Annotated in this window: 26 protein-coding genes; 20 read left to right on the plus strand and 6 right to left on the minus strand. The window is 34.3% G+C overall.

Features of this window, described 5'->3' with window-relative positions:
- Positions 1 to 10: 10 nt before the first annotated feature.
- A complete protein-coding gene (pssA, locus tag BN2144_RS11440; protein WP_033828347.1) occupies positions 11 to 553 on the minus strand; it encodes a CDP-diacylglycerol--serine O-phosphatidyltransferase in 543 nt (180 codons plus the stop codon).
- 105 nt (positions 554 to 658) lie between these two features.
- Between pssA and BN2144_RS11445 the strand changes: the two genes are divergently transcribed.
- Positions 659 to 1,444, plus strand: a complete 786-nt coding sequence (locus BN2144_RS11445; protein ID WP_033828348.1) for a phosphatidylserine decarboxylase — start codon at positions 659 to 661, stop codon at positions 1,442 to 1,444.
- Between the two features lie 55 nt (positions 1,445 to 1,499).
- On the opposite strand, the gene BN2144_RS11450 is transcribed toward BN2144_RS11445, so the two are convergent.
- Entirely contained in the window at positions 1,500 to 1,658 is a 159-nt protein-coding gene (locus tag BN2144_RS11450; RefSeq protein ID WP_033828349.1) for a sporulation histidine kinase inhibitor Sda, read from the minus strand.
- Between the two features lie 456 nt (positions 1,659 to 2,114).
- Between BN2144_RS11450 and BN2144_RS11455 the strand changes: the two genes are divergently transcribed.
- The 7 genes from BN2144_RS11455 to BN2144_RS11485 all read left to right on the plus strand — a co-directional run bounded on the left by BN2144_RS11455 (position 2,115) and on the right by BN2144_RS11485 (position 6,371).
- Positions 2,115 to 2,645 (plus strand): YqeG family HAD IIIA-type phosphatase, encoded by a 531-nt coding sequence (locus BN2144_RS11455; protein ID WP_033828350.1) that lies wholly within the window; start codon positions 2,115 to 2,117, stop codon positions 2,643 to 2,645.
- A complete protein-coding gene (gene yqeH / locus BN2144_RS11460) occupies positions 2,635 to 3,738 on the plus strand; it encodes a ribosome biogenesis GTPase YqeH (RefSeq protein ID WP_033828351.1) in 1,104 nt (367 codons plus the stop codon). The genes BN2144_RS11455 and yqeH overlap by 11 nt, the downstream gene beginning before the upstream one ends.
- Before the next feature lie 15 nt (positions 3,739 to 3,753).
- Positions 3,754 to 4,047, plus strand: coding sequence for a ribosome assembly RNA-binding protein YhbY (gene yhbY / locus BN2144_RS11465; RefSeq protein ID WP_033828352.1), 294 nt, complete (start codon positions 3,754 to 3,756; stop codon positions 4,045 to 4,047).
- A gap of 11 nt (positions 4,048 to 4,058) precedes the next feature.
- Entirely contained in the window at positions 4,059 to 4,634 is a 576-nt protein-coding gene (locus tag BN2144_RS11470) for a nicotinate-nucleotide adenylyltransferase (protein ID WP_033828353.1), read from the plus strand.
- Positions 4,621 to 5,184: a bis(5'-nucleosyl)-tetraphosphatase (symmetrical) YqeK gene (gene yqeK / locus BN2144_RS11475; protein WP_033828354.1), complete on the plus strand. Its 564-nt coding sequence runs from the start codon at positions 4,621 to 4,623 to the stop codon at positions 5,182 to 5,184. Before BN2144_RS11470 ends, yqeK begins: the two co-directional genes overlap by 14 nt.
- 87 nt (positions 5,185 to 5,271) lie before the next feature.
- Positions 5,272 to 5,628 carry a ribosome silencing factor gene (gene rsfS, locus BN2144_RS11480; RefSeq protein ID WP_033828355.1) on the plus strand — a complete coding sequence of 119 codons (357 nt, stop codon included), beginning with the start codon at positions 5,272 to 5,274 and terminating at the stop codon, positions 5,626 to 5,628.
- Positions 5,625 to 6,371 (plus strand): class I SAM-dependent DNA methyltransferase, encoded by a 747-nt coding sequence (locus tag BN2144_RS11485; RefSeq protein WP_033828356.1) that lies wholly within the window; start codon positions 5,625 to 5,627, stop codon positions 6,369 to 6,371. Before rsfS ends, BN2144_RS11485 begins: the two co-directional genes overlap by 4 nt.
- Positions 6,372 to 6,489: 118 nt before the next feature.
- Here BN2144_RS11485 and comER read toward each other — a convergent pair whose 3' ends face one another.
- Positions 6,490 to 7,323 (minus strand): late competence protein ComER, encoded by an 834-nt coding sequence (gene comER / locus BN2144_RS11490; RefSeq protein WP_033828357.1) that lies wholly within the window; start codon positions 7,321 to 7,323, stop codon positions 6,490 to 6,492.
- 75 nt (positions 7,324 to 7,398) lie between these two features.
- Between comER and BN2144_RS11495 the strand changes: the two genes are divergently transcribed.
- From BN2144_RS11495 to BN2144_RS11505, 3 genes are all read left to right on the plus strand, one after another.
- Positions 7,399 to 8,064 carry a helix-hairpin-helix domain-containing protein gene (locus BN2144_RS11495; RefSeq protein WP_230199731.1) on the plus strand — a complete coding sequence of 222 codons (666 nt, stop codon included), beginning with the start codon at positions 7,399 to 7,401 and terminating at the stop codon, positions 8,062 to 8,064.
- A 107-nt stretch (positions 8,065 to 8,171) separates the two neighbouring features.
- Positions 8,172 to 8,627 (plus strand): ComE operon protein 2, encoded by a 456-nt coding sequence (locus BN2144_RS11500; RefSeq protein ID WP_033828359.1) that lies wholly within the window; start codon positions 8,172 to 8,174, stop codon positions 8,625 to 8,627.
- 160 nt (positions 8,628 to 8,787) lie between these two features.
- Positions 8,788 to 11,007: a DNA internalization-related competence protein ComEC/Rec2 gene (locus BN2144_RS11505; RefSeq protein WP_230199732.1), complete on the plus strand. Its 2,220-nt coding sequence runs from the start codon at positions 8,788 to 8,790 to the stop codon at positions 11,005 to 11,007.
- A 90-nt stretch (positions 11,008 to 11,097) separates the two neighbouring features.
- Here BN2144_RS11505 and BN2144_RS19220 read toward each other — a convergent pair whose 3' ends face one another.
- Positions 11,098 to 11,232, minus strand: a complete 135-nt coding sequence (locus BN2144_RS19220; protein ID WP_033828360.1) for a YqzM family protein — start codon at positions 11,230 to 11,232, stop codon at positions 11,098 to 11,100.
- A 212-nt stretch (positions 11,233 to 11,444) separates the two neighbouring features.
- On the opposite strand from BN2144_RS19220, the gene holA reads away from it, so the two are divergent.
- On the plus strand, positions 11,445 to 12,455 hold the full coding sequence (gene holA / locus BN2144_RS11510; protein WP_033828361.1) for a DNA polymerase III subunit delta: 1,011 nt from the start codon (positions 11,445 to 11,447) through the stop codon (positions 12,453 to 12,455).
- A gap of 36 nt (positions 12,456 to 12,491) precedes the next feature.
- Here the strand turns inward: holA and BN2144_RS11515 are convergent, their stop codons facing one another.
- Both BN2144_RS11515 and rpsT read right to left on the minus strand, forming a co-directional pair.
- Entirely contained in the window at positions 12,492 to 14,153 is a 1,662-nt protein-coding gene (locus BN2144_RS11515) for an IS1182 family transposase (protein WP_230199692.1), read from the minus strand.
- 471 nt (positions 14,154 to 14,624) lie between these two features.
- The gene (gene rpsT, locus BN2144_RS11520) at positions 14,625 to 14,891 is read right to left on the minus strand and encodes a 30S ribosomal protein S20 (protein ID WP_033828362.1); all 267 of its coding nucleotides are present in this window, start codon (positions 14,889 to 14,891) and stop codon (positions 14,625 to 14,627) included.
- Between the two features lie 208 nt (positions 14,892 to 15,099).
- On the opposite strand from rpsT, the gene gpr reads away from it, so the two are divergent.
- From gpr to dnaJ, 8 genes are all read left to right on the plus strand, one after another.
- On the plus strand, positions 15,100 to 16,206 hold the full coding sequence (gene gpr / locus BN2144_RS11525) for a GPR endopeptidase (RefSeq protein ID WP_033828363.1): 1,107 nt from the start codon (positions 15,100 to 15,102) through the stop codon (positions 16,204 to 16,206).
- A 74-nt stretch (positions 16,207 to 16,280) separates the two neighbouring features.
- A complete protein-coding gene (locus tag BN2144_RS11530) occupies positions 16,281 to 16,604 on the plus strand; it encodes a YqxA family protein (RefSeq protein WP_033828364.1) in 324 nt (107 codons plus the stop codon).
- A 129-nt stretch (positions 16,605 to 16,733) separates the two neighbouring features.
- Positions 16,734 to 18,557 (plus strand): translation elongation factor 4, encoded by a 1,824-nt coding sequence (gene lepA, locus BN2144_RS11535; RefSeq protein WP_033828365.1) that lies wholly within the window; start codon positions 16,734 to 16,736, stop codon positions 18,555 to 18,557.
- A gap of 87 nt (positions 18,558 to 18,644) precedes the next feature.
- Positions 18,645 to 19,781 carry a radical SAM family heme chaperone HemW gene (gene hemW / locus BN2144_RS11540; protein WP_033828366.1) on the plus strand — a complete coding sequence of 379 codons (1,137 nt, stop codon included), beginning with the start codon at positions 18,645 to 18,647 and terminating at the stop codon, positions 19,779 to 19,781.
- Positions 19,782 to 19,902: 121 nt separating this feature from the next.
- Positions 19,903 to 20,931 carry a heat-inducible transcriptional repressor HrcA gene (gene hrcA / locus BN2144_RS11545; protein ID WP_033828367.1) on the plus strand — a complete coding sequence of 343 codons (1,029 nt, stop codon included), beginning with the start codon at positions 19,903 to 19,905 and terminating at the stop codon, positions 20,929 to 20,931.
- Between the two features lie 180 nt (positions 20,932 to 21,111).
- Positions 21,112 to 21,696 carry a nucleotide exchange factor GrpE gene (grpE, locus tag BN2144_RS11550; protein ID WP_033828611.1) on the plus strand — a complete coding sequence of 195 codons (585 nt, stop codon included), beginning with the start codon at positions 21,112 to 21,114 and terminating at the stop codon, positions 21,694 to 21,696.
- Between the two features lie 33 nt (positions 21,697 to 21,729).
- Complete coding sequence (gene dnaK / locus BN2144_RS11555) at positions 21,730 to 23,574, plus strand: molecular chaperone DnaK (RefSeq protein WP_033828368.1); 1,845 nt, start codon at positions 21,730 to 21,732, stop codon at positions 23,572 to 23,574.
- A gap of 168 nt (positions 23,575 to 23,742) precedes the next feature.
- Positions 23,743 to 24,882 carry a molecular chaperone DnaJ gene (dnaJ, locus tag BN2144_RS11560; RefSeq protein WP_033828369.1) on the plus strand — a complete coding sequence of 380 codons (1,140 nt, stop codon included), beginning with the start codon at positions 23,743 to 23,745 and terminating at the stop codon, positions 24,880 to 24,882.
- Positions 24,883 to 24,890 lie beyond the last annotated feature (8 nt).

A 24,890-nucleotide genomic window follows, 5' to 3' on the forward strand; every position in this document is an offset into this window, starting at 1 on the left:
ACAAGGTTTGTTACACTTTTTTAATTTTCAACGGACTAATCATGAAAAAGGATAAGATAATAATTAAGAATAAGTAAAAAGAGGTTGAAATTATTTCATTGCCAAGATAGCATAATGTTAAAATACAACCAGCTGCTGTAATGGGTAGTCCATGAAAATAACCATTACTTTCTGTAATATTAAATCTAGCGAGTCGAAACGCGCCACAACCGATATAAAACACAGTAAAGAATATGCCAGGAATAGAGAAAATATTAATGATACCTTGATATAATAATAGTGCCGGAGCAACTCCAAATGAAATAATATCACCCATAGAATCTAATTGTTTCCCAAGCTCGGATTCTATTTTTAATTTTCGGGCCACCATGCCGTCAAATCGGTCGAGTAACGCTGCAACAAATATTAATAATGTACTATATCTTAATTGTCCTTGGATTGTGAAGATAATTGAGAAGCCGCCTAAAAATAAATTACATAATGTCATCATATTTGCTATTTGTGATTTCACTTTTTTTATTGCGATATCAGTCACTTCTGTTTTGAATAACATGATTTCACCTCTTTCATTTATGAATTTTAACTAAGTCGATTATACATCAATTATAATATATTTTATGACAATAATAAGAAAAAAGCGATAAACAAGGAGATAAATATGAAAAAATATTTTTACCGAAAATGTATCGAATTAACAAATCGATCTTGGTCATCAAATTTGATAAGAAAATTTACGATGTCAAAGATGAGTAAATATATGATTCCTTCATTTATAAAATACTATCAAATTGATTTAAATGAGTTTGAATTACCTTATAATGAATATACGACATTACATGAACTATTTATTCGTAAATTAAAAAAAGAGTCCAGGCCAATTAGTATGAAGCAAAATGAAGTTATTAGCCCAGTAGACGCTGTAATTGAATCAACAGGTAAAATTGAACCGACAACAGAAATATTAGTGAAGGAAAAAATGTATTCTTTAGTTGAAATGTTGGGGGACGCTGAAAAAGCAGAGCAATATTGTAAAGGGACTTATATGGTCTTTTATTTAAGTCCAAAAGATTACCATCGAATTCATAGTCCAATAAATGGAGAAGTTCTCGAACGATGGGAATTAGGAAATCGTTCCTATCCAGTCAATCGCCTCGGTCTTCTATATGGAAAAGATCCATTATCAAAAAATTACCGAGTGATCACTGAATTAAACCATCATGGCGGGAAACTTGCTGTAGTGAAAGTCGGCGCAATGTTTGTTAATACAATTACATATACAAATGAACAAACATATTTGCGTAAAGGTGAGGAATTTGCATATTTCTCTTTTGGATCTACTGTTGTTCTTCTATTTGAGAAAGAAACCTTTTTATTAGATCAAAACATTACTAGTCCATATGTCGTTAAAATGGGTCAACCGATTGGTTATTTGCTTGAAAGATAAATATATCAAGTTCCTCACAAGAACAGTGAGGAACGACTATTTTTATGTGAGAAAACTAATTTGAATATTTAGCATGATTTTTATTATCAATTTTACATAATAAAGAACGACGCTCGATTTCTTTTTCTATGAGGTGGATGAACTCTGGAGATAACTTTAGTTCGATAGCTTTATAATACGACTCAATAAGTAGTTGGTCTGATAAATTTTCCATTTGTTCGGTTTACACCATTCACCTCCAAAATAAATTCATAAATTTATTTACGTATCATATACTAGTAAGTTGTCATTTTATTAATAATTCAACTTTAGCAAAAAATTAAATATAGAACAAGCGTTCCAATTATCCACATAGATGGTGGATAAGCTGTGGTTAATTTGTTAGTAAAACGAAAAAAACTCTTCATATCGGGTTGTATAATGTGAATAAGCTTATCCACAACTGTTGAATAGGGTTGAAAATTGTCGAAATGTTTTTGCTAGTTGTCGGTTTAAGGAGGAATATGTCGAAAAATGATTCCTATCGTTAAAGAAATTGGGGACGGTTGAGATTGAAAATAGAACTTGCAAAAAAATGCAATAAAAAATATGATAAATAGTATGTTTAAAATATAAAATCAATAGGACGAATAAACCGTATTGAAAGATTGGGTCATTTGAGGTGTCGATTATGTTAAAACGTTTTTTACCGAACGAGTATGTAAATTCTATTTTTGAGATTACACCTGCGTTTTTAAAAGAAAAAAATATAAAAGGGATCATAACAGACTTAGATAATACATTAGTCGAATGGGATAGGCCACTTGCTACACCAGAGCTTACCGCTTGGTTTAAAGAAATGCGGGAGAGTGGGATACAAATAGTTATCCTTTCTAATAATAATGAAAAGCGAGTACATAAGTTTGCTGAACCACTAGGTATTCCTTATATTTATAAAGCGAGAAAACCTTTAGGAAAAGCATTTCAAAAAGCACTTCACACAATGAATTTACCACAAGAGGAAACGGTTATGATTGGAGATCAATTACTTACGGATATTTTTGGTGGTAATAGAGCGGGATTTTATACAATCCTCGTTGTTCCTGTAGCCCAAACGGACGGATTTGCAACAAAATTTAATCGAATGGTTGAGCGAAAGATTTTAAATTGGTTTAACAAAAAAGGCTTACTTCAATGGGAGGGCACAAAAGTTGGAAAATAATTATATTTGTATTGGCTGTGGAGCAACTATTCAAAGCGAAGATCCTGCAAAACCAGGCTATGCACCAGCATCTTCGCTAAATAATGAACAAATTATTTGTAGACGATGCTTCCGGTTAAAACATTATAATGAAGTACAAGATGTATCTTTGACAGATGATGATTTTTTGAAAATCTTGAATGGAATTGGTCATTCTACCGGCCTTATTGTAAAAATTGTTGATATATTTGATTTTAATGGAAGTTGGTTACCAGGTATTCACCGATTTACTGGTAATAATGATGTCCTATTAGTTGGAAATAAAATTGATTTGCTACCAAAATCAGTAAATCCGAATCGTTTAAAAAATTGGCTGCAACAACAAGCAAAAAGTTTTGGGTTAAAACCAATTGATGTTGCCTTAATTAGCGCAGATAAAGGCTTATTCATAAAAGAAGTCATGGATTTAATCGAAAAATACCGTAATGGTCAAGATGTATATGTAATTGGCTGTACCAATGTTGGAAAATCTACGTTTATTAACCGGATTATTTCTGAAGTAACTGGGGAGAAAAATATTATCACTACTTCTTATTTTCCTGGTACAACATTAGATATGATTGAAATCCCATTTGATGATGGACAAGCTATATATGATACACCAGGAATTATCAATCATCATCAGATGGCTCATTTTGTAAATAAAAAAGACTTAAAAATAATTACACCGAAAAAAGAAATTAAACCAAAAGTATATCAATTAAATGAAAAACAAACATTATTTTTGGGTGGATTAGCGCGTTTTGATTTCATTAAAGGTGATCGAACATCATTTGTTTGTTATTTATCCAATGAATTACACATTCATCGAACAAAATTAGAAAAGGCTGACGATTTATATGAAGACCATAAAGGTGAACTTTTGAGCCCGCCACGGAAAGAAGATCTAAATGATTTTCCACCGTTCGTTCGTCGAGAATTTTCAATAAAGCAAGGGAAAACAGACATTGTTTTTTCAGGTCTTGGCTGGGTCATGATTCCTGAAGGCGGAGTTATCGTTGCAGCTTATGTTCCAAAAGGTGTCGAAGTATATATACGGGATTCTTTAATTTAAAGGAGAATGATTTTTATGTTAACAGGCAAACAAAAAAGATTTTTGCGATCGAAAGCACATCATTTTAACCCAATTTTTCAAGTTGGGAAAGGTGGAGTGAATGAAAATATGATTAACCAAATTTCAGATGCTCTAGAAGTACGTGAATTAATTAAAGTAAGTGTGCTACAAAATTGTGAAGAGGATAAAGATACGGTAGCTAAAAAATTATCGCATGGGACGAAATCTGAATTAGTCCAAATTATAGGTAACACCATTGTTTTGTATAAAGAGTCAAAAGAAAATAAAACAATTGAATTACCGAATTAAGGTTGATGCATATGGAAAAAAAAGTAGGGATATTAGGTGGGACATTTGATCCACCACATATCGGTCATCTTATTATTGCAGATCAAGTACTTACCTTATGTAATTTAGATGAAGTTCGTTTTATGCCTAATCATATACCACCACATAAAGAGAAAAAATCAAATTCAACTGTAAAAGACCGATTAAACATGTTAGAATTGGCAACGAAAGACCATAGTCGATATAAAATTGAAACAATTGAGTTAAAAAGGGAAGGAAAATCATATACTTATACAACAATGTCCCTATTACGTCAATTGGAACCCGAAAACACATTTTCTTTTATTATTGGTGGCGATATGATTGATTACTTGCCTAAATGGTATAAGATAGAGGAATTAATGAAATTAGTCCAATTTATTGGGGTTGCTCGACCGAATTATAAAGGGAAAACAAATTATCCGGTTCAAATGATTGATATTCCTACGATCGATATTTCTTCATCAATGATAAGAGAAAAGATTGCTAGAGGGCATTCGGTTAAATATTTATTAACTGACAGTGTTATTAAGTATATAGAGGAGAATCGTTTATATGGAACGAGATGAAGCATTAGCGATTGTCAAACAACATCTACCAGAAAAAAGATATATTCATACGATCGGTGTCATGGAAACAGCAATCGAATTGGCTAAAAAATATGGTTGTGATGAGCGTAAAGCCGAATTAGCTGGCATTTTTCATGATTATGCAAAGTATCGGCCGGTTGAAGAAATGAGACAAGTAATTATTAAAGAAAGGATGCCACAAGAACTATTGAAATTCCATTCAGAACTTTGGCATGGACCTGTTGGTGCTTTCTTAGTGAAAAAAGAAGTTGGTATTTCTGATGAGGAAATTTTACATGCGATTCGTTACCATACAACTGGAAGACCGAATATGACTGTACTTGAAAAAGTTGTCTTTTTAGCAGATTATATTGAACCTGGAAGAAAATTTCCTGGAGTAGAAGAAGTAAGAGTAATGGCTCAAACAAGCTTAGATGACGCTGTTTTCCGTGCATTACAGAATATAATCATTTTCTTAACGAGTCAAAAATCTGCTATTTATAAAGACACAATTGATACATATAATAGTTTTTTACTGAAAACAAGGTAATTAATACGACGAATAACGCCTCATCTAATACCTATGAATTGTAAATATCTTATAAAATCATCATTTAAAGGAGGCATTAATGTTTAAATGACAAATAGAGAATTATTACTTACCGCGGTGAAAGCAGCAGATGATAAAAAAGCAATGGATATCGTTGTCCTAAACATGAAAGGAATTTCCTTAATTGCTGACTATTTTGTTATTTGTCATGGGAATTCAGACAAACAAGTACAAGCAATTGTTAGAGAGATTAAAGAGCAAGTTGATGAAAAAGGATATAACGTTAAGCGTCTCGAAGGATTTGATGAGGCACGTTGGGTTTTAGTCGATCTTGGCGATGTAGTTGTTCATGTGTTCCACCGTGATGAAAGAGAATATTACAATCTTGAACGTTTATGGGGAGACGCTCCTCATGAAGATGTAATGAGTGAACTTTCACAATGAGCTATGAACATTTTTCCATGATTTACGATGAATTGATGGATGAGGCACCTTACGAACGATGGCTAACATTTTTTTTGAGAGAAATACAAGTGCACAATCGAACTGCCAAAAGAATTCTTGATTTAGCTTGTGGTACAGGTGAAATGTCGACTAGACTTTATGAGAACGATTTTGATGTAACAGGTGTTGATTTGTCTGAAGAAATGTTATCAATAGCCTATGAAAAAGCAATGAATAAAGGTTACATGATTCCTTTTTATCAACAAAATATGGCAGAGCTCGAAGGATTCACAAATTTCGACATTGTTGTCATCTTTTGTGATTCACTAAATTATTTGCAAACTGAACAAGAAGTAATCAATACTTTTCAATCAGTTTATCGTGCATTAAACCAAGGTGGTTTATTATTATTTGATGTACATTCAACATATAAAATTTCTGATATATATAGAAATGCAACGTTTGCTTATAACGGTGATAATATTTCTTACATATGGAATAGTTTTCCGGGAGAGCATCGTTATTCAATTGAACATGAATTAACATTTTTTGTATTTGATGAAGAAACGGAAAAATATGACCGTTTTGATGAACTACATAAGCAACGAACATATCCCGTTCAACAATATATCTCTTGGTTGGAGGAAGTAGGTTTCGATATCCTATCGATAACAAGTGATTTTACGTCCGAACCTGTTTGCGATAAGACAGAACGAGTCTTTTTTACGGTAAAAAAGCCTTAATACTATTCACATCTAAAAAGGTTATCAATGAAAAACATCACTGATAACCTTTTTAAAAATTTAGAGTGATTATATAAAAAAATAGCAGGAATTTTATAAACCGTGTCGAATTATATTATCAAACATTATGAAACTCAAACTGTTTTTTTATAAGTTGTTTTTCTTGATTAAATTTTTTATGTGTAGCTTTAAAAATTTTTTGGAATGTTTCTTCCAAAGCACTTTCTTCTAATACATGAATCCCCTCGCCTGTAATCCCCCCTCTTACGGTTACTTTTTTCTGTAATTCAGGAAATGTATAATAATTTTCTTCAATCAATGTTCCCATACCGATTAACATTTCTGATGCTAATGCTGTTGCTATTTCATGATCAATTTCTGTTTCACAAACAGCTGCTTCGATAAATTTTTGCAATAAGTAACTAAAGAATGCCGGACCACAGCTAACAATATCTGATGCTACTCTCGTTATATTTTCATCAATTTCAACCGGCTTTCCGATATGAGATAGTAGTTCTTGAATCGTTTCTTTCCAATAAGTTGAGCAATTTTTTCCGAAAGTTAAGAGACAGACGCCTGACCTGGCTCGATTTGTGATACTCGGTATCGCTCGTATACAGGAACAAGGTGCGATTGATTCTAATTGGTCAACAGTAATTGGACTCGTAATCGATACAATACACTTATCCTCGGTTAGTTCATCTTTAATCATTGTTAAAATTTCATGAAAGTTTAACGGTTTTATACAAAGGAAAATAATGTCACTTTTTTGTATTAATGCTGATAAATTTGTCTCAACATGAATTTTCGGATAAGTATTTTTAATACGCTGAGCTTTTTCAACCGTTCGATTCATAATCGTTATGTTTTCTTGAGGAAGTGCTCTTCCTTCGATGAGGGCTTCAATAAGTATCGTCCCCATATTGCCAGTTCCGATGATTCCTAGATGCACAGGACCCCTCCTTTTCAAAAAAAGTATCTCATCTATCTTTATGAAAGGAAGTGCTGGTTTATGACTAAGGTGCAATTGATAAAAGAATGGTTACAGGAAAAGAAAACAGTAATTACAATGAGTCTTATTGCTGTTGGTGTAATTATTTTTTACTATATGAATCAAGAAGAGACGTTGGATATACAGCAGTTGCCCTCGGTTGATGAAGAAAATGTCAATCAGACTATATTAGCTGATTCGAATTTGACAGAGCAAAATGTAATGAATCAAAATGAACAACCGACCGAAGTAGAAACGGTTAAAGTTGATATAAAAGGTGCAATTAACAATCCGGGCGTTTACACTGTTCGTGCAGGGGAAAGGGTCATTGATATTATTGACCGAGCCGGTGGATTGATGAATGATGCAGATGCTGCGAAAGTTAACTTATCTCAAAAAGTTGCCGATGAAATGGTAATATATATTCCAAAGCTAGGGGAAGAAAATATACCAATCGATATGATTGGAACGACTAGTTCATCCACGTCCTCTTCGGAGTCAAGTGATGGAAAGGTGAATATTAATATTGCGGATATTGCAGCTCTTGATACGCTACCAGGAATTGGCCCAAGTAAAGCTGAAGCAATTATTGAGTACCGTGAAACAAATGGGCCATTTCAAACGGTTGAAGATTTAATGAACATCTCAGGAATTGGAGAAAAGACATTTGAAAAATTAAAGGATAAAGTTACAGTTAAGTAACTAACAATTTAGGCAATCTTGTATTGTTATTGCTCAATTAAAAAAAACGGTCTACACTAAGATTAGATTACTAAACAAAAATCCCCATTTAAGAAAGGAGTATTCATATGACGCGTATTGCGTGGGATCAATATTTTATGGCCCAAAGCTTTCTATTATCTACAAGGAGTACTTGTACGAGACTCTCAGTTGGGGCCACAATTGTTCGAGATAAACGAATAATCGCTGGGGGATATAATGGATCAATTGCTGGAGGAGACCATTGTATTGATAAAGGATGTTATGTCATTGATAATCATTGTGTTCGTACAATTCACGCAGAAATGAATGCAATTCTTCAATGTGCAAAATTTGGAGTCCCAACAGAGGGAGCGGAAATTTACGTTACCCATTTTCCATGTTTACAATGTACAAAGGCACTTATTCAAGCGGGTATTAAGGTGATTTATTATGCAGAGGATTATAAAAATCACCCATATGCTTTGGAAATACTTGAACAAGCGGGAGTGAAAGTTGAGAAGGTTAATTTTGATAAAAATGTTTTCAATGTACTTAAAATGTAACAGTGTGAGGAAGCAGTCCATAAACGATTGCTTCTTCATTCAATAAAGATATTGAAGAGGTTAGGAGGGAATTACGTTACGGAGTGGAACCTTAATATATTTTGGTTTAACCGTTGTTTTTGCGTTTTTGGCCTACCATCATTTTACTTTAGGACTCGTTGTGATTGTATCATATCTACACCTTCTTCATTATCGACAGGAAAACAAGATTCTTTTTCTCCTTTTGAGTAGTTGGCTTTTTTGGGTACTTTTTTTTAGTTACCATCATGAAAAGCTTGATAAAATTGAAAAGGCAGAAGAAAATGTAGAGAAGCTACTCGTAAAATTTGCAGAATATCCAACTTTTGATGGAAATAAGTTAAGTGCCTCTGTCCATACAATAATAGGAGAGAAGTTAGCACTATCGTATTATATTCAAACAGAAAAAGAGAAAGAGGAATTAATTTCCCGTCTACAACCAAATATGTTTTGCTCTGTTAATGGAACGATAAAAACGCCTAATGAGCCAACAAACCCAAATGCTTTTAATTATAGAGAATATTTGTTAACGCAAAAAATATCTTATACACTTTTAGTGGATACAATAACGGATTGTAGAGAAGGTAAGCAGTCCTTTTATACTCAATTATTAAAGTATCGTCATAATGGAATCCATTTAATAAATGACATTTTTTCTCCATCTGTCGCGCCTTTTGTTAATGCTTTATTATTTGGCCATAAAGAAGGAATGGAGCAAGAAGCCATGGAGGCCTATCAGCAATTAGGTCTTTCACATCTTTTAGCCATATCTGGACTCCATGTTACAGTAATAAGTGGTTTTTTGTATTTCATTTTATTACGTATTGGTATGACAAGAGAAATGGTTCGATATTGCTTACTTATATTTTTGCCACTGTATGTAATTATTAGCGGTGCAGCACCGTCTGTTATTCGGGCAGTAGTTATGGCATGGATTATTTTGTTCCTATCAAAATGGAAAACAGCTATTGAACCGCTTGATGCGCTAGTCATCTCATTTATTGGTTTTCTACTAATCAATCCATTTATCATCTATCATGTTGGTTTTCAACTTTCGTATACGGTTGCAACTGGTTTACTGTTATCAAGCTTTTTACTTGAGAAAACCGTGCATACAATTCATGCGAGTTTTATGATTTCACTAATCTCACAACTAGTTGCTTTACCGATATTATTAAACCACTTCTATGAATTTTCACTTCTTAGTGTTTTATTAAATATCATTTATGTCCCAATTTACTCATTAATCGTATTGCCATTATCTTTAATTACGTATAGTTTACTGCTTATTTTCCCCCCAATTGCACAAATTGGTGTTTCCATTTTAAATGAATTCCTACAAAAACTAAATCACCTAGCAAAATGGGTTCATCAATTTGATTTGTTCCATGTTGTATTAGGGAAAACCCCTTTAATCTTAATTCTTATGTTTTACATGACAATTTTTATTGCACTATATCTATTAGAGAATTATTGGATAAAAAAATTGAAACTTCTCATGATTATTTTACTTATCCCATTTACCTTACAAATCCTTTTTATCAAATTTTCTCCTGTTGGAGAGGTAGTTTTTATTGATGTTGGACAAGGAGATAGTATATTAATTCGACTTCCGTTTAATAAAGGAACCTATTTAATCGATACGGGAGGAAGAGTTACCTTTGCTTCTGAAGATTGGCAAAAAAGAAATTCTAATTTTGACCCAGGAGAACATATTATTGTTCCATTGCTGAAAAGTAAAGGCATCACAAAAATTGATAAACTGATATTAACACATGGAGACAGTGACCATATCGGTTCCGTTGATCATATTATGGAACATTTTAAAGTTCATTCATTATTAACTGGAAACACAATTGAAAAAAAGGAGATGGAGAAAAAGAAAATTGAAATGGCAAGAAGAAAAGGGATTCATGTTATTGAAGTATCATCAGGAATGAATTGGAGAAGTGGAAAAAATACATTTATGATTGTCGCACCAGAGAAATCCGCTATTGCTAGTAATGATGCGTCGATTGGAATATATGCAAAAATTGGACAGAAAACATGGTTGTTTACAGGTGATATTGAAGTGGAAGGAGAAAGAAAAATTGTTCAAAAGTATCCTTCCATAAAAGTGGACATCTTGAAGGTAGGTCATCATGGGAGCAGAACATCAACATCAGAACATCTTTTATCAACGATTGAACCAACTATTGCAGTTATTTCTGCAGGGGAAAATAATCGGTATGGCCATCCCCATAGAGAAGTGATTCATTTACTTCATGAACATAGGGTAACTGTTTACCGGACAGATCAACACGGAGCAGTAGTATATCAATTTTTATTTGGTAGGGATCGGATGATAACAATAAAAACATAAAGGATTACCGCTTAAGTTTCAATTTGTCGAATGACTGATGGAGGAAAATGAAAAGACTGTCGCAACAGACAGTCTTTTCTCCTTAGAAAATTATGAAGCAATCACCTTAATGACCGTGGCAACGATGAAAATGGTTGCAAAAAAGCCAAACGAAACGACAGCAGCAACAACCGAATCAACGAAATCATTTCTCTTACATTGGACATTTTGTTCAAATTCGTTCATTTACATCCCTCCTCTATGAATTCAGTATACATTTTGTTTTTAAAAAAATCTACATTTTCAGTTACTTATTCATTGACATCATTTTACATATTTTATAGAAAGAACGGGCCAATCATAAAACCAAATTCTATCATGCTTTATTTTTACTTGATAAAGACGCTCTTTTTCTTTACGATAATAGAAGTAAATAGATTAAATAGGGAGTCATACATGTGTTTTTAAAAATATGGAAAGATATTAAACGAGGAAAGTTATCAACGTTATATTTATTATATGGTAACGAAAGTTTCATTATTAACGAAACACAAAATTTAATTGTTCGTTCTGTATTGTCTGAGGAAACGAAGGAATTTAACCTATCTCGTTATGATATGGAGGAGACCCCAATTGAGATTGCGGTAGAGGACTGTCAGACGATTCCTTTTTTTGGTGATAAGAAGATTGTCATAATTGAAAATCCTTACTTCCTTACAGGAGAGAAAGGAAAAGAAAAAGTTGATCATAATGTGAAAGTGTTTGAAGAGTATGTGATGAATCCAGTTCCTTCAACTATATTAATAATGATTGCTCCTTATGAAAAGCTAGATGAACGAAGGAAAATGGTTAAACAGTTAATGAAGGACGCCATTGTTTTACATGCAAAATTTACGGAAAAGGAAACGAAAGACTGGATAAAAGAACAAGTGGAGGAACGAGGTTTAGAAATTACTAAAGATGCGATTGAATTACTCTACCAATTTATAGGTCAAAACTTATTATTACTAAACAACGAAATTGAAAAATTAGTTTTATATGGAGAAAAGCAAGTAATTGATGAGGCTACTGTCCATTTACTTGCATCTAAATCATTAGAGAGCAATATTTTTGTATTAGTTGATCAAGTTGTCCATCGACGACTAGATGAAACGTTAACCATTTACCACGATTTATTAAAACAAAATGAAGAGCCAATAAAGATACTTGCTGTTATCGCTGGACAATTTCGTTTCATTGCTCAAGTAAAATCATTAATTAGTAAAGGATATGGCGAGCAAAAAATAGCTAGTATCTTAAAGGCTCATCCCTATCGAGTAAAATTAGCAATAACTCAAGGAAAAGTATTTGATGAGAAGAAGTTATTGCAAATGATGGACGCGTTAGCCGAACTGGATTACCAGATGAAAACTGGTTATGGAAATAAGGAAAAATTGTTAGAGTTGTTCTTCTTCCGATATTTGACGTAAAAATGTATAGATAAATAAAAAGAGGCTGGGACATAACTAGCCAAAAGTAGTATATAAAAAGGTTCCAGGCAATAAAAAATTTGCTTGGAACCTTTTTTGTGGGGTTTTTCCATTTCTCGTCACTATTTTACCGCTGATGGCGGTGACTTTTCTCATATTCACCGCCATCAACGCAAAGGCTAATTCATTTTTCACTTTCTGTTTTCCTCTGACGGAAAAACGAGTGAAACCTAAATTAGCCTTCAGAAAACCGAACGCTGGTTCTACATCAATTTTACGTTTTCCGTAAATTTCACCAGTTTTCTCGTCTGAAAGCTTCGTACGTACATATTCTTTTTGGGACTCCCACTTTTCATTTATGTAGACTTTTCGGTTGTTCCCTTCTTTTGCTTTCGTGCATAAATCGCGGAGTGGACAATCCGAACAGTCCTCACACTCGTACACTTTAAATTCACGGGTGAATCCGTACCTGTCTGTTCGTTTGGAATGATGGCTAAATCGTACTTTCCGACCATTTGGGCACAGAAAAGTATCTTCGTCCTCATTATATTCCCAATTATCTACATGAAAAGCGTTGTCCTTATGCTTCTTTTTCTTCTCCTTTCGATATTGATTGTATGTAATAAGTGGCGTTCGATTTCGATTCTCGATGATATCTTCATAATTCTGTTCGCTACCATATCCTGCATCCGCGACAATGAATTCCGGAAGCTCGAAAAAGTTTTCTTCAATCGTGTCGAGAAAAGGAATTAAAGTGCGTGTATCGGTCGGGTTTGGGAAAACATCGTAAGCGAGCACATATTGACCTTCCGTCGCAATTTGGACATTGTAACCAGCTTTCAATTGACCGTTCTTCATGTAGTCGTCCTTCATGCGCATAAACGTCGCATCTGGGTCCGTCTTTGAGTAACTATTGCGATCACCGAAAATCTCCATATCGTTTTGATACTTTTGTTTGCGAGTAATGTAATCCATCCATTGCTTCCGAGATTGTATGGGTAATTTGCGTTCGGAACGGAGCTTTTTCCGTTCACTCCCAACTTCAGATACTTCAATCTTTTTATTATATTCCTCGATTTTCTCGTCTAACTTTTCGACTACTTCTTCCATTTCTTTGACGGAAAGTTCCTCTTCCTTTTCTCGCTCTATTGCTGGGATGATCTCCTTCTCTAGCAGCTCATCATACAGTTGATTGGACTTTTCAATTAGCTTATCACTATATCTTTCAATGGACTTCCGCCATACAAAGGTGAACTTATTTGCGTTTGCTTCAATTTTTGTACCATCAATAAAAATGGCTTCCTCTTCAATCAATTCCTTTTCCACGAGCTGATTTCGGAACTGGACAAAGCATTCACGTAGGATGTTTTCAATGAGTGGATTAGAACGGAAGCGATTGATGGTGCGATAGCTAGGTTCATGTCCTTGAGCCAGCCACATCATGCGGATACTATCCTGTAATAAAGCTTCTATTTTACGGCCGGAAAACACGGATTGCGTATATCCACACAAAATGACTTTCAACATCATACGAGGATGATACGCGGGACGGCCGGTTTGTCGTATGAAGTCCTCGAAAGCTTCTTCGGGAATACTCTCGACAAGATCATTGATCGCAAAAGCAATATCGTTTTCTTTCAACTTAATTTCTAAATTTAGCGGTAAAACTACTTGATTCATGTTATAATGTTTAAACATAAGGGCACCTCCAAAATTATTGTTTCGTCACTTTAATTTTATCAAAAGGTGCCCTTTTTGTTTACTAGAATTGTGACAAAAAAGGCGTTGGGTCTACACTTTTTAGTGTAAGCTCCAACGCCTTAATTTTTATTTTACTGGAGTTTTGTCCCAGTCTCATTNTCATTGATCGCAAAAGCAATATCGTTTTCTTTCAACTTAATTTCTAAATTTAGCGGTAAAACTACTTGATTCATGTTATAATGTTTAAACATAAGGGCACCTCCAAAATTATTGTTTCGTCACTTTAATTTTATCAAAAGGTGCCCTTTTTGTTTACTAGAATTGTGACAAAAAAGGCGTTGGGTCTACACTTTTTAGTGTAAGCTCCAACGCCTTAATTTTTATTTTACTAAAGTTTTGTCCCAGCCTCTTTTTGTGACGTATAAAAAAAGAAAATTTGGTATGACGACCAAATTTTCTGCATGTTCATTAAGCATGTAAAGTATTAACTTTTTTACTTAAACGAGATTTATAACGATTAGCTGCATTTTTATGAATTAAGCCTTTTGTTGCAGCTTTATCGATTTTACGGATAGCTAATGTTAAAGCTTCTTTAGCAGCAGCTGTATCATTTGAAGCTACAGCTAATTCAACTTTTTTAATAGCAGTACGCATTGCAGATTTTTGAGATATATTTAATGCTCTACTTTTTTCGTTAGTTTTAATTCGTTTAATAGCAGATTTAATATTTGCCAATCTTTTCACCTCCCAATGAAGCCAGACGGTAACATGACTTAAAAAAATATCATCATAAAGAACAACTGCTATTTTACCAAATGATAGTCATTAATGCAATAGATAGAAAAGAAAATCTACAATTCGAATGAAAAAAAGTGATTTGGAAATACTGTATAAAAGAAGAATATCCCAGAAATTTGTCTTATTACAGAAAGGGGTTATTTGAGTGGAAAATGATTTAGAAAAATATTCGTTACGTACCGATTTAGCGATTGAAGCAAGGGAAATGGTTGTCGAGCAAAAAGAGCAAGAAAAAATAGATTCTGATATCAATGGCGTTATTGTTAAGGAAAGAACGGAGCAAGATGTAATAATAACTGAAGTTACGATTTCTGAAAAAGGAAGCGAAACGGTTGGTAAAAAGCCCGGTTATTATTTGACAATTGAAAGTCAAGCAATTCGAGATGCGAATCGTGAATTTGAACAAACAACAAAAAATATTTTTGCGAAAGAATTCCATAAGTTTTTAGAGAAGAAAAATATTAATAAACAATCTACTTGTTTAATAGTTGGACTAGGAAATTGGAATGTAACACCAGATGCATTGGGACCAATCGTATGTGAAAACATTATTGTGACAAGACATTTATTTGAGTTACAGCCACAATCTGTTCAAGATGGGTATAGACCGGTAAGTGCCATTGCACCAGGGGTTATGGGGATTACTGGAATCGAAACAAGTGATATTATTTTTGGTGTCGTACAAAAAACGAAGCCAGATTTTATTATTGTTGTTGATGCTCTAGCTTCACGTTCAATTGAGCGAGTAAATGCAACCATTCAAATTTCTGATACAGGAATACATCCCGGTTCTGGTGTTGGTAACAAGAGAAAAGAATTAAGCGAAGAAACATTAGGGGTTCCTGTTATTGCTATCGGTGTTCCAACAGTCGTTGATGCTGTATCAATTACAAGTGATACGATTGATTTCTTGCTAAAACATTTTGGTAGAGAAATGCGAGAAGGTAACCGTCCTTCCCGTCGTTTAGCCCCAGCTGGACTTACTTTTGGTGAAAAAAAGGTATATACCGATGATGATTTGCCATCAGATGAAGAAAGAAAAACCTTTCTAGGAATCATTGGCACTTTAGAGGAGGAGGAGAAGCGCGAACTTATACGCGAAGTCTTATCTCCAATGGGACATAATTTAATGGTAACACCAAAGGAAGTAGATGTTTTTATTGAACGAATGGCTAATTTAATTGCTGGCGGTCTGAATCAAGCGTTACATCCAGGATTAGATGAAAACTTATCAGATTATTCAACACACTAATTCTAGTAATGATTTAACCATTTTCAACATACTTATTATTAGATAAAAAAATAGTAATGATTGAGGTGATAGAGATGTTCCGTTTTCTAGTAAAAACTGTCCTTTTAATTTGTATCTTATTTTTAGGGGTTATTATCGGTTTCCAGGAAGCAAATCATGGTTTAAAAGAAATGAAAGGTTATGATGACGGAACATTCTCTAGTGTCTTATCGATAAAGAACAGTAAAGAGTTTGGAGAGTATGAAGCAACGATTCTTGGTGAAACGGTTACAAGTCACGATTTGGAAGAAAAAAAGAAAGCATTAGAAGAAATAAAAACATATAATTTTTTTACGAATATCGCAAAAAAGGTTACAAATTTCTTTCAAGACCTCTTCTCTTCTTTGTTTTCTTCATAGCTGTTCTAGGTCCAAATGGGCTTCGAACAGCTTTTTGTATTGTAATAAGATGATTTTCATTGAATATGGAAAAATGTATTGTTATAATCAAAGCTAGTGATTTTGTCTAGTTTACAGGAGTGAACGGAAATGAACCGAGAAGAGAAATTAAGAAGACAAGAAAAAATCCGCAATTTTTCAATCATTGCTCATATTGACCATGGAAAATCGACGTTAGCTGATCGTATATTAGAAAAAACACATACGGTCTCAGAACGAGAAATGAAACAACAATTACTAGATTCGATGGACTTAGAGCGAGAACGTGGTATTACAATTAAATTAAATGCAGTTGAATTGACGTATAAGGCGAAAAATGGAGAAGAGTACATTCTTCATCTAATCGACACTCCAGGGCATGTCGACTTTACTTATGAAGTGTCAAGGAGTCTTGCTGCGTGCGAAGGGGCTATACTTGTTGTGGATGCTGCACAAGGAATTGAAGCACAAACCCTTGCAAACGTATATTTAGCTATTGATAATGATTTGGAAATTCTTCCTGTTATAAATAAAATAGATTTACCAAGTGCGGAGCCTGAACGAATTCGCCAAGAAATTGAAAATGTTATTGGTTTAGATGCAAGTGAAGCAGTACTTGCCTCAGCAAAAGCAGGTATCGGCATTGAAGAAATATTGGAACAAGTCGTTGAAAAAGTCCCTTCACCAATAGGCGATCCTGATGCACCGTTACAAGCACTTATCTTTGATTCAGTTTATGACGCGTATCGTGGTGTTGTCGCATTAATTCGAATTGTAGAAGGTTCTGTTAAAGTTGGAGATAAGATTCGAATGATGTCAACAGGTAAAGAGTTTGAAGTTACTGAACTTGGCGTTAATTCACCAAAACCAGTAAAACGAGAGGAATTAACTGTTGGTGATGTTGGGTATTTAACGGCTTCTATTAAACATGTCGGGGATACACAAGTAGGGGATACGATTACGAGTGCTGAAAACCCTGCTCTTCAACCTCTCCCAGGCTATCGGAAAATGAACCCGATGGTATACTGCGGATTGTATCCAATTGATACAGCAAAATATAATGACCTTCGCGAAGCATTAGAGAAATTACAGTTAAATGATGCAGCACTTCAATATGAACCAGAAACATCACAAGCGTTAGGATTTGGTTTCCGTTGCGGTTTCTTAGGGCTTCTTCATATGGAAATTATCCAAGAACGAATTGAACGGGAATTTAAAATCGACTTAATTACAACTGCACCAAGTGTTATTTATCATGTATTTTTAACGGATGGATCATCAATTGAAGTTGATAACCCGTCCAATATGCCAGACCCGCAAAAAATTGAACGAATTGAAGAACCTTATGTAAAAGCATCAATTATGGCTCCAAATGATTATGTTGGAGCAATTATGGAACTTTGCCAAAATAAACGTGGCATCTTTATTGATATGCAATATTTGGATGAGACACGCGTTTCTATTATATACGAAATACCATTATCTGAAATTGTTTATGACTTCTTTGATCAATTGAAATCAAGTACAAAAGGTTATGCTTCTTTTGATTACGAACTGATTGGATATAAGCCATCGAAATTGGTGAAAATGGATATATTATTAAATGCTGAAAAAGTAGACGCGCTTAGTTTTATTGTCCATAAAGATTCTTCGTATGAGCGCGGAAAAGTGATTGTTGAAAAACTTAAAGAGCTTATTCCTCGTCAACAATTCGAAGTACCTGTACAAGCGGCAATTGGTACAAAAATTGTTGCCCGTTCAACCATTAAAGCAATGAGGAAAAATGTTTTAGCTAAATGTTATGGTGGGGATATTTCTCGGAAACGGAAATTACTTGAAAAACAAAAAGAAGGAAAAAAACGAATGAAACAAGTAGGGTCTGTTGAAATACCACAAGAAGCTTTTATGGCGGTACTAAAAATTGACGATAAGTAAAATAAGTTAGTTGTAGTTATTTGAGGTTAGAATTGGGAAAGCCGATCCTAGCCTCTTTATATTTCATTGAATAAGGTAGTGATAGTTATGTCAAAAGCAGTTTATATACACATTCCATTTTGTACGCAAATATGCCACTATTGTGATTTTAATAAAGTATATCTGAAAGGACAGCCCGTAGAAGAGTACTTGCACGCTTTGAGAATGGAAATGGAACACATATTTGAGATTACGCCTCCTACACAAGTTGAAACGGTGTTTATTGGTGGTGGAACGCCAACAGCGCTAAATGAAGAACAACTTAAATATTTAATGGAGACGGTTCAATCACTTGTTCATGTTAAAAAACTTAAGGAATATACGATTGAGGCAAACCCTGGGGATTTAACTGAAAACAAGTTGAAAATATTAAAAGCGTATGGCGTAAACCGATTAAGTCTAGGTGTGCAATCTTTTAATGATAAATTATTGGAAGCGATTGGAAGAAGTCATCGTGTAAAAGACGTATACACGACAGTTGAAGCAGCTAAACAAAATGGATTTACTAATATTAGTATTGATTTAATGTACGGCTTACCGAATCAAACAAAAGAAGACGTCCAATTTGCACTTGATGAGTTTTTTAAATTAGACATTGAGCATTGTTCCGCCTATTCTCTTATTGTGGAACCGAAAACGGTTTTTTATAATTTAATGAACCGTAATAAATTGCCACTCCCATCAGAAGACGAGGAAGCTATCATGTATAAAATGATTATGGAGCAAATGGAGCGTCACGGTTATAACCAATATGAAATTAGTAATTATACAAGGGAAGGTTTTGAAAGTAAACATAATATCGTTTATTGGGATAATGAAGAGTATTATGGCTTCGGTGCAGGGGCCCACAGTTATTTAAATTCTATTAGGAGATCGAATTTAGGGCCAATTAAACATTATATAACTCAAGTTGAAAAAAATGAATTACCAGTACGTGAAGAAATACCGCTAACTAAAAAGGAACAAATTGAAGAAGAAATGTTTTTAGGCTTAAGAAAAAATGAAGGAGTATCCATTCAAAAATTTACGAATAAATATGGACAAAATCCTTTGGAATATTATAATACTGAAATTGAAAAGTTAACGAATGACGGTTTACTTACTATAACAGATAACTATATAAAACTAACAGAACATGGTAGGATGTTAGGAAATCTTGTTTTTCAGCAGTTTATTAAAAGCTAAAGAATTTTTTGTTTCACTACTGTTATTCACTTGCTCGCTAATTGACATATCTTTTTTTATTTGTTAATTTATATATAGATTTAGCACTCCATAACTATGAGTGCTAAAAGGAGTGATGGTAATGTTAACAGAGCGTCAATTGTTAATATTGCAAATCATAATTGATGATTTTATTCGCTCTGCTCACCCAGTTGGCTCACGTAGCTTAGCGAAAAAGAATGGTATTTCTTTTAGCTCAGCAACAATCCGTAATGAAATGGCAGACCTTGAGGAATTAGGTTTCATAGAAAAAACACATACCTCTTCTGGTAGGGTACCTTCAGAAAAAGGTTATCGATTTTATGTGGATCATTTAATTTCTCCTAATAAGGTTACCAATGATGAGATAAAGCGGATTAACGACTTGTTCAATGAAAAAATTTATGAATTGGAAAAGGTCGTCCAAAACTCTGCTAAAGTTCTATCTGAATTAACAGAGTATACAGCGATTGTGTTAGGGCCAAATGTTAAAGATAATAAGTTAAGTAAGTTTCAAATTATCCCAATTAACAACGAAACGGCTGTCGCTGTCATTGTTACAAATACGGGTCATCTAGAGCATAGAATGTTTTCTTTACCACCATCGATTCATCCATCTGAAGTTGAAAAAACAGTAAATATACTAAATGAACGATTAGTAGGTGTGCCACTTCCAGACCTTCAAGTAAAGTTACTAACTGAGGTTGTAACTCTGTTTAAGGAAAACGTAGATAATTATGAATCGATGCTACGTACTATACTTGGCGTACTATCAATACCTAATAATGAAAAATTATACTACGGTGGAAAAACAAATATGTTTAAGCAGCCTGAATTCCAAGACATTGAAAAAGTACAAGGGCTATTGAGCTTGTTGGAAGAGGAAGCAGATTTTTATCATATGTTAAAGCAAACTCCATTTGGAATTAATGTGAAAATTGGTACTGAAAACAAAATACCGGCTATGGATGATTGCAGCTTGATAACTGCAACGTATAATATTGGTCAAGAACAAGTTGGAACAATTGCCATTTTAGGTCCAAAGCGGATGCAATATTCACGTGTCATAACATTATTGAATTTACTTAGTGAAAATCTTACATTTACTTTAACGAAATTATATGATCACTAATTCTTATTAAGAAAGCTCGGTCCCCAAAAATGTATAGTAATAATCCGGGTTTTTAATAAATAATAACTGTTCCGCACGTCTATTCCTTCTAGTCGTGCGGATATAGCTGTTGATAAAAACTGAACTAGGGAGGTGGATCTAGTGACAGATGAAAAAGAAACAATACTGGAGGACAATGAAATGAATGAAGAAAAGAACACAATCAATCATTCAGAAACAGCTGAAAATGACCAGGTAGACAACACTTTAGATAGTGGAGAAGCAACAAATGGAGACAAGTCTTCTGAAGCTTCACATGATGAAACGAAAGAACTGAAAGAAAAAATTGAACAATTAGAAAAGGAATTGCAAGAGAAAGAAAGCCGATTATTACGTGTTCAAGCAGATTTTGATAATTACCGTAAAAGAACAAGAGGCGAATTTGAGGCAATTGAAAAATACCGTTCCCAAACACTAGCAACAGAACTGTTGAATGTTGTAGATAATTTTGAACGTGCACTTCAAACAAATGTAACAAATGAAGATGCAAAGGCTTTGTTAGAAGGAATGGAAATGGTTTATAAAGGTATGCTGGAAGTGTTTAAAAACGAAGGGATCGAACAAATCGAGGCAGTTGGAAAAGAGTTTAATCCACATGAACATCATGCAGTTATGCAAGGCTCTGACTCTGAAGTTGCTTCCAATATCGTTTTAGAAGAATTCCAAAAAGGATATAAATTAAAAGATCGAGTTATTCGACCTTCTATGGTAAAGGTAAATCAATAGTACATAGCTAGAATTTTTTAGGAGGACTGAAAAATGAGTAAAATTATTGGTATAGATTTAGGAACAACAAACTCTTGTGTTTCCGTACTTGAAGGTGGAGAACCTGTCGTTATCCCTAGTCCAGAAGGAAACCGCACGACTCCATCCGTAGTTGCTTTTAAAGATGGAGAACGTCAAGTTGGAGAAATCGCGAAACGACAAGCGATTACAAATCCAAATACAGTTATCTCGATTAAACGTCATATGGGAACGAACTATAAAGAAACAATTGAAGGGAAAGATTATACTCCTCAAGAAATTTCAGCAATTATATTACAACATTTAAAATCATATGCTGAAAGTTATTTAGGTGAAACCGTAACAAGAGCAGTTATTACTGTTCCTGCATACTTTAATGATGCTCAAAGACAAGCAACTAAAGATGCTGGTAAAATTGCAGGACTAGAAGTTGAACGCATTATAAATGAACCAACAGCTGCTGCACTTGCTTATGGGTTAGATAAAACAGATCATGAAGAAAAGATTTTAGTATTCGACCTAGGTGGTGGAACATTTGACGTTTCTATCCTTGAGCTCGGTGATGGTGTATTTGAAGTTATTTCAACGGCAGGGGATAACAATCTAGGTGGAGATGACTTTGACCAAGTTATCATTGATTATCTAGTTGAACAATTCAAAAAAGAAAATGGGATTGACTTATCTCAAGATAAAATGGCTATGCAACGGTTAAAAGATGCGGCTGAAAAGGCGAAAAAAGATTTATCAGGTGTAACTAGTACACAAATTTCATTACCATTTATTACTGCTGGCCCAAGCGGACCTCTTCATTTAGATGTAACATTAACTCGTGCAAAATTTGAAGAATTAACAGCTCATCTTGTTGAAAGAACAATGGGTCCTGTCCGCCAGGCTTTACAAGATGCAGGTTTATCAGCAAATGAAATTGATAAAGTTATCTTAGTTGGTGGCTCAACAAGAATTCCTGCAGTTCAAGAAGCAGTTAAGAAAGAAACAGGTAAAGAGCCTCATAAAGGTGTTAACCCTGATGAAGTTGTTGCAATGGGTGCAGCTATACAAGGTGGGGTTATTACTGGTGATGTAACTGACGTTGTATTATTAGACGTTACACCACTTTCCCTAGGTATTGAAACAATGGGCGGTGTATTTACAAAACTTATTGAACGAAACACAACAATTCCAACTTCTAAATCTCAAGTTTTCTCAACCGCCGCTGATAATCAGACAGCAGTAGACATTCACGTGCTTCAAGGTGAACGTCCAATGGCAGCTGATAATAAAACATTAGGTAGATTCCAATTAACGGATATTCCACCTGCACCACGTGGTATCCCACAAATCGAAGTTACATTCGATATTGATAAAAACGGAATCGTTAATGTTAGTGCAAAAGATTTAGGAACAGGTAAACAACAAAAAATTACAATCCAATCTTCCTCAGGTTTATCGGATGAAGAAATTGATAAAATGGTTCGTGAAGCTGAACAAAATGCAGAAGCGGATAAAAAACGAAAAGAAGAAGCAGAACTACGCAATGAAGCTGATCAACTCGTCTTTACAACTGAAAAAACATTAAAAGAAGTTGAAGGAAAAGTTGACGCTAGTGAAGTGAAAAAAGCGGAAGAAGCAAAAGACGAGTTGAAAAAGGCAATCGAAAGTAATAATCTTGAAGAAATGCGCGCGAAAAAAGATGCACTACAACAAATTATTCAAGATATTACAGTAAAACTTTATCAACAAACTGGTGCAGACGCACAAGCTGGTCATGCTGATCCAAATGCAACTGCAGATAGCCAAACAGCAAAAGACGATAATGTTGTAGATGCAGATTTTGAAGAAGTAAATGACGATAATAAATAATATGCTTTATCAAAATTTATAAGCAACATATAAAGAAGTCAAAGTCAAGTTTACTTGGCTTTGACTTTTTGCAGTATATGGATATTTTGTTATCGAGTTCTATTGAAACTATATTTCTAGTGATGTTACAATAATTTGTATGTGAATTTGTTCGGGGAGTGGAATTAAATGTCGAAAAGGGATTATTATGAAGTCCTAGGTTTGGAAAAAAATGCCACAAAAGATGAGATTAAAAGAGCTTATCGAAAATTATCTAAGAAATACCACCCAGATATTAACAAAGAACCGGGTGCGGATGAAAAATTTAAAGAAATTACGGAAGCATATGAAGTTTTAAGTGATGATAATAAACGTGCTCAATATGATCAATTTGGGCATGCCGGATCAAACCAAGATTTTGGAGGTTATGGTGGATTCGGTGGATTTGGTGATGCCGGTGGATTCGGTGGATTTGAAGATATATTGAACACATTCTTTGGTGGTGGCGGTAGTCGTCGTCGCAATCCAAACGCGCCACGTCAAGGAGCCGATTTACAATATACGATGACATTATCCTTTGAAGAGGCTGTTTTTGGGAAAGAAACAGATATTGAAATTCCACGTGAAGAAGAATGTCATACTTGTCATGGGACTGGGGCAAAACCAGGTACAAAACCTGAAGAATGTCCGTATTGCCATGGTAGTGGACAAATTAGCAGTGAACAAAATACGCCATTTGGCCGTGTTGTAAATAGAAGAGTTTGTCATCACTGTAGTGGTACAGGACAAATCATCAAAGAGAAATGTTCAACGTGTCATGGTACTGGAAAAGTGAAAAAACGTAAAAAAATTCATGTGAATATTCCTGCTGGTATCGATGATGGTCAACAATTGCGCGTTGCTGGTCAAGGGGAACCAGGTGTTAACGGAGGACCAAGTGGCGATTTATACATTGTCTTTTATGTAAAAGAACATGAATTTTACGAACGTGATGGGAATGATATTTATTGTGAAATGCCCATTACATTTGCACAAGCTGCACTAGGTGACGAAATTGAAGTCCCAACACTATATGGGAAAGTAAAATTAAAAATTCCTGCGGGTACACAAACGAATACGCGATTTCGTCTACGTGGCAAAGGAGTAAAAAGTGTACGTTCAACAGTAACTGGTGATCAGCATGTCATTGTCCGAATTGTTACTCCGACAAAACTTACTGAAAAACAGAAGCAATTATTACGTGAATTTGCAGAAATAAGTGGGAAAACGCCTGACGAACAATCCGACTCATTTTTTGAAAAAGTGAAACGTGCTTTTAAAGGAGATTAACAATAAAG

The sequence above is a fragment of the Bacillus andreraoultii genome (assembly GCF_001244735.1).
Lineage (GTDB): Bacteria > Bacillota > Bacilli > Bacillales > Caldibacillaceae > Caldifermentibacillus > Caldifermentibacillus andreraoultii.

Excerpts from the sequence above, each read along its gene's own strand:
- pssA (WP_033828347.1), bottom strand. The coding sequence starts at position 553 with ATGTTATTCAAAACAGAAGTGACTGATATCGCAATAAAAAAAGTGAAA.
- BN2144_RS11445 (WP_033828348.1), top strand. The coding sequence starts at position 659 with ATGAAAAAATATTTTTACCGAAAATGTATCGAATTAACAAATCGATCT.
- BN2144_RS11450 (WP_033828349.1), bottom strand. The coding sequence starts at position 1,658 with ATGGAAAATTTATCAGACCAACTACTTATTGAGTCGTATTATAAAGCT.
- BN2144_RS11455 (WP_033828350.1), top strand. The coding sequence starts at position 2,115 with ATGTTAAAACGTTTTTTACCGAACGAGTATGTAAATTCTATTTTTGAG.
- yhbY (WP_033828352.1), top strand. The coding sequence starts at position 3,754 with ATGTTAACAGGCAAACAAAAAAGATTTTTGCGATCGAAAGCACATCAT.
- BN2144_RS11470 (WP_033828353.1), top strand. The coding sequence starts at position 4,059 with ATGGAAAAAAAAGTAGGGATATTAGGTGGGACATTTGATCCACCACAT.
- yqeK (WP_033828354.1), top strand. The coding sequence starts at position 4,621 with ATGGAACGAGATGAAGCATTAGCGATTGTCAAACAACATCTACCAGAA.
- rsfS (WP_033828355.1), top strand. The coding sequence starts at position 5,272 with ATGACAAATAGAGAATTATTACTTACCGCGGTGAAAGCAGCAGATGAT.
- BN2144_RS11485 (WP_033828356.1), top strand. The coding sequence starts at position 5,625 with ATGAGCTATGAACATTTTTCCATGATTTACGATGAATTGATGGATGAG.
- BN2144_RS11500 (WP_033828359.1), top strand. The coding sequence starts at position 8,172 with ATGACGCGTATTGCGTGGGATCAATATTTTATGGCCCAAAGCTTTCTA.
- BN2144_RS19220 (WP_033828360.1), bottom strand. The coding sequence starts at position 11,232 with ATGAACGAATTTGAACAAAATGTCCAATGTAAGAGAAATGATTTCGTT.
- BN2144_RS11515 (WP_230199692.1), bottom strand. The coding sequence starts at position 14,153 with ATGTTTAAACATTATAACATGAATCAAGTAGTTTTACCGCTAAATTTA.
- BN2144_RS11530 (WP_033828364.1), top strand. The coding sequence starts at position 16,281 with ATGTTCCGTTTTCTAGTAAAAACTGTCCTTTTAATTTGTATCTTATTT.
- lepA (WP_033828365.1), top strand. The coding sequence starts at position 16,734 with ATGAACCGAGAAGAGAAATTAAGAAGACAAGAAAAAATCCGCAATTTT.
- hemW (WP_033828366.1), top strand. The coding sequence starts at position 18,645 with ATGTCAAAAGCAGTTTATATACACATTCCATTTTGTACGCAAATATGC.
- hrcA (WP_033828367.1), top strand. The coding sequence starts at position 19,903 with ATGTTAACAGAGCGTCAATTGTTAATATTGCAAATCATAATTGATGAT.
- grpE (WP_033828611.1), top strand. The coding sequence starts at position 21,112 with ATGAATGAAGAAAAGAACACAATCAATCATTCAGAAACAGCTGAAAAT.
- dnaK (WP_033828368.1), top strand. The coding sequence starts at position 21,730 with ATGAGTAAAATTATTGGTATAGATTTAGGAACAACAAACTCTTGTGTT.
- dnaJ (WP_033828369.1), top strand. The coding sequence starts at position 23,743 with ATGTCGAAAAGGGATTATTATGAAGTCCTAGGTTTGGAAAAAAATGCC.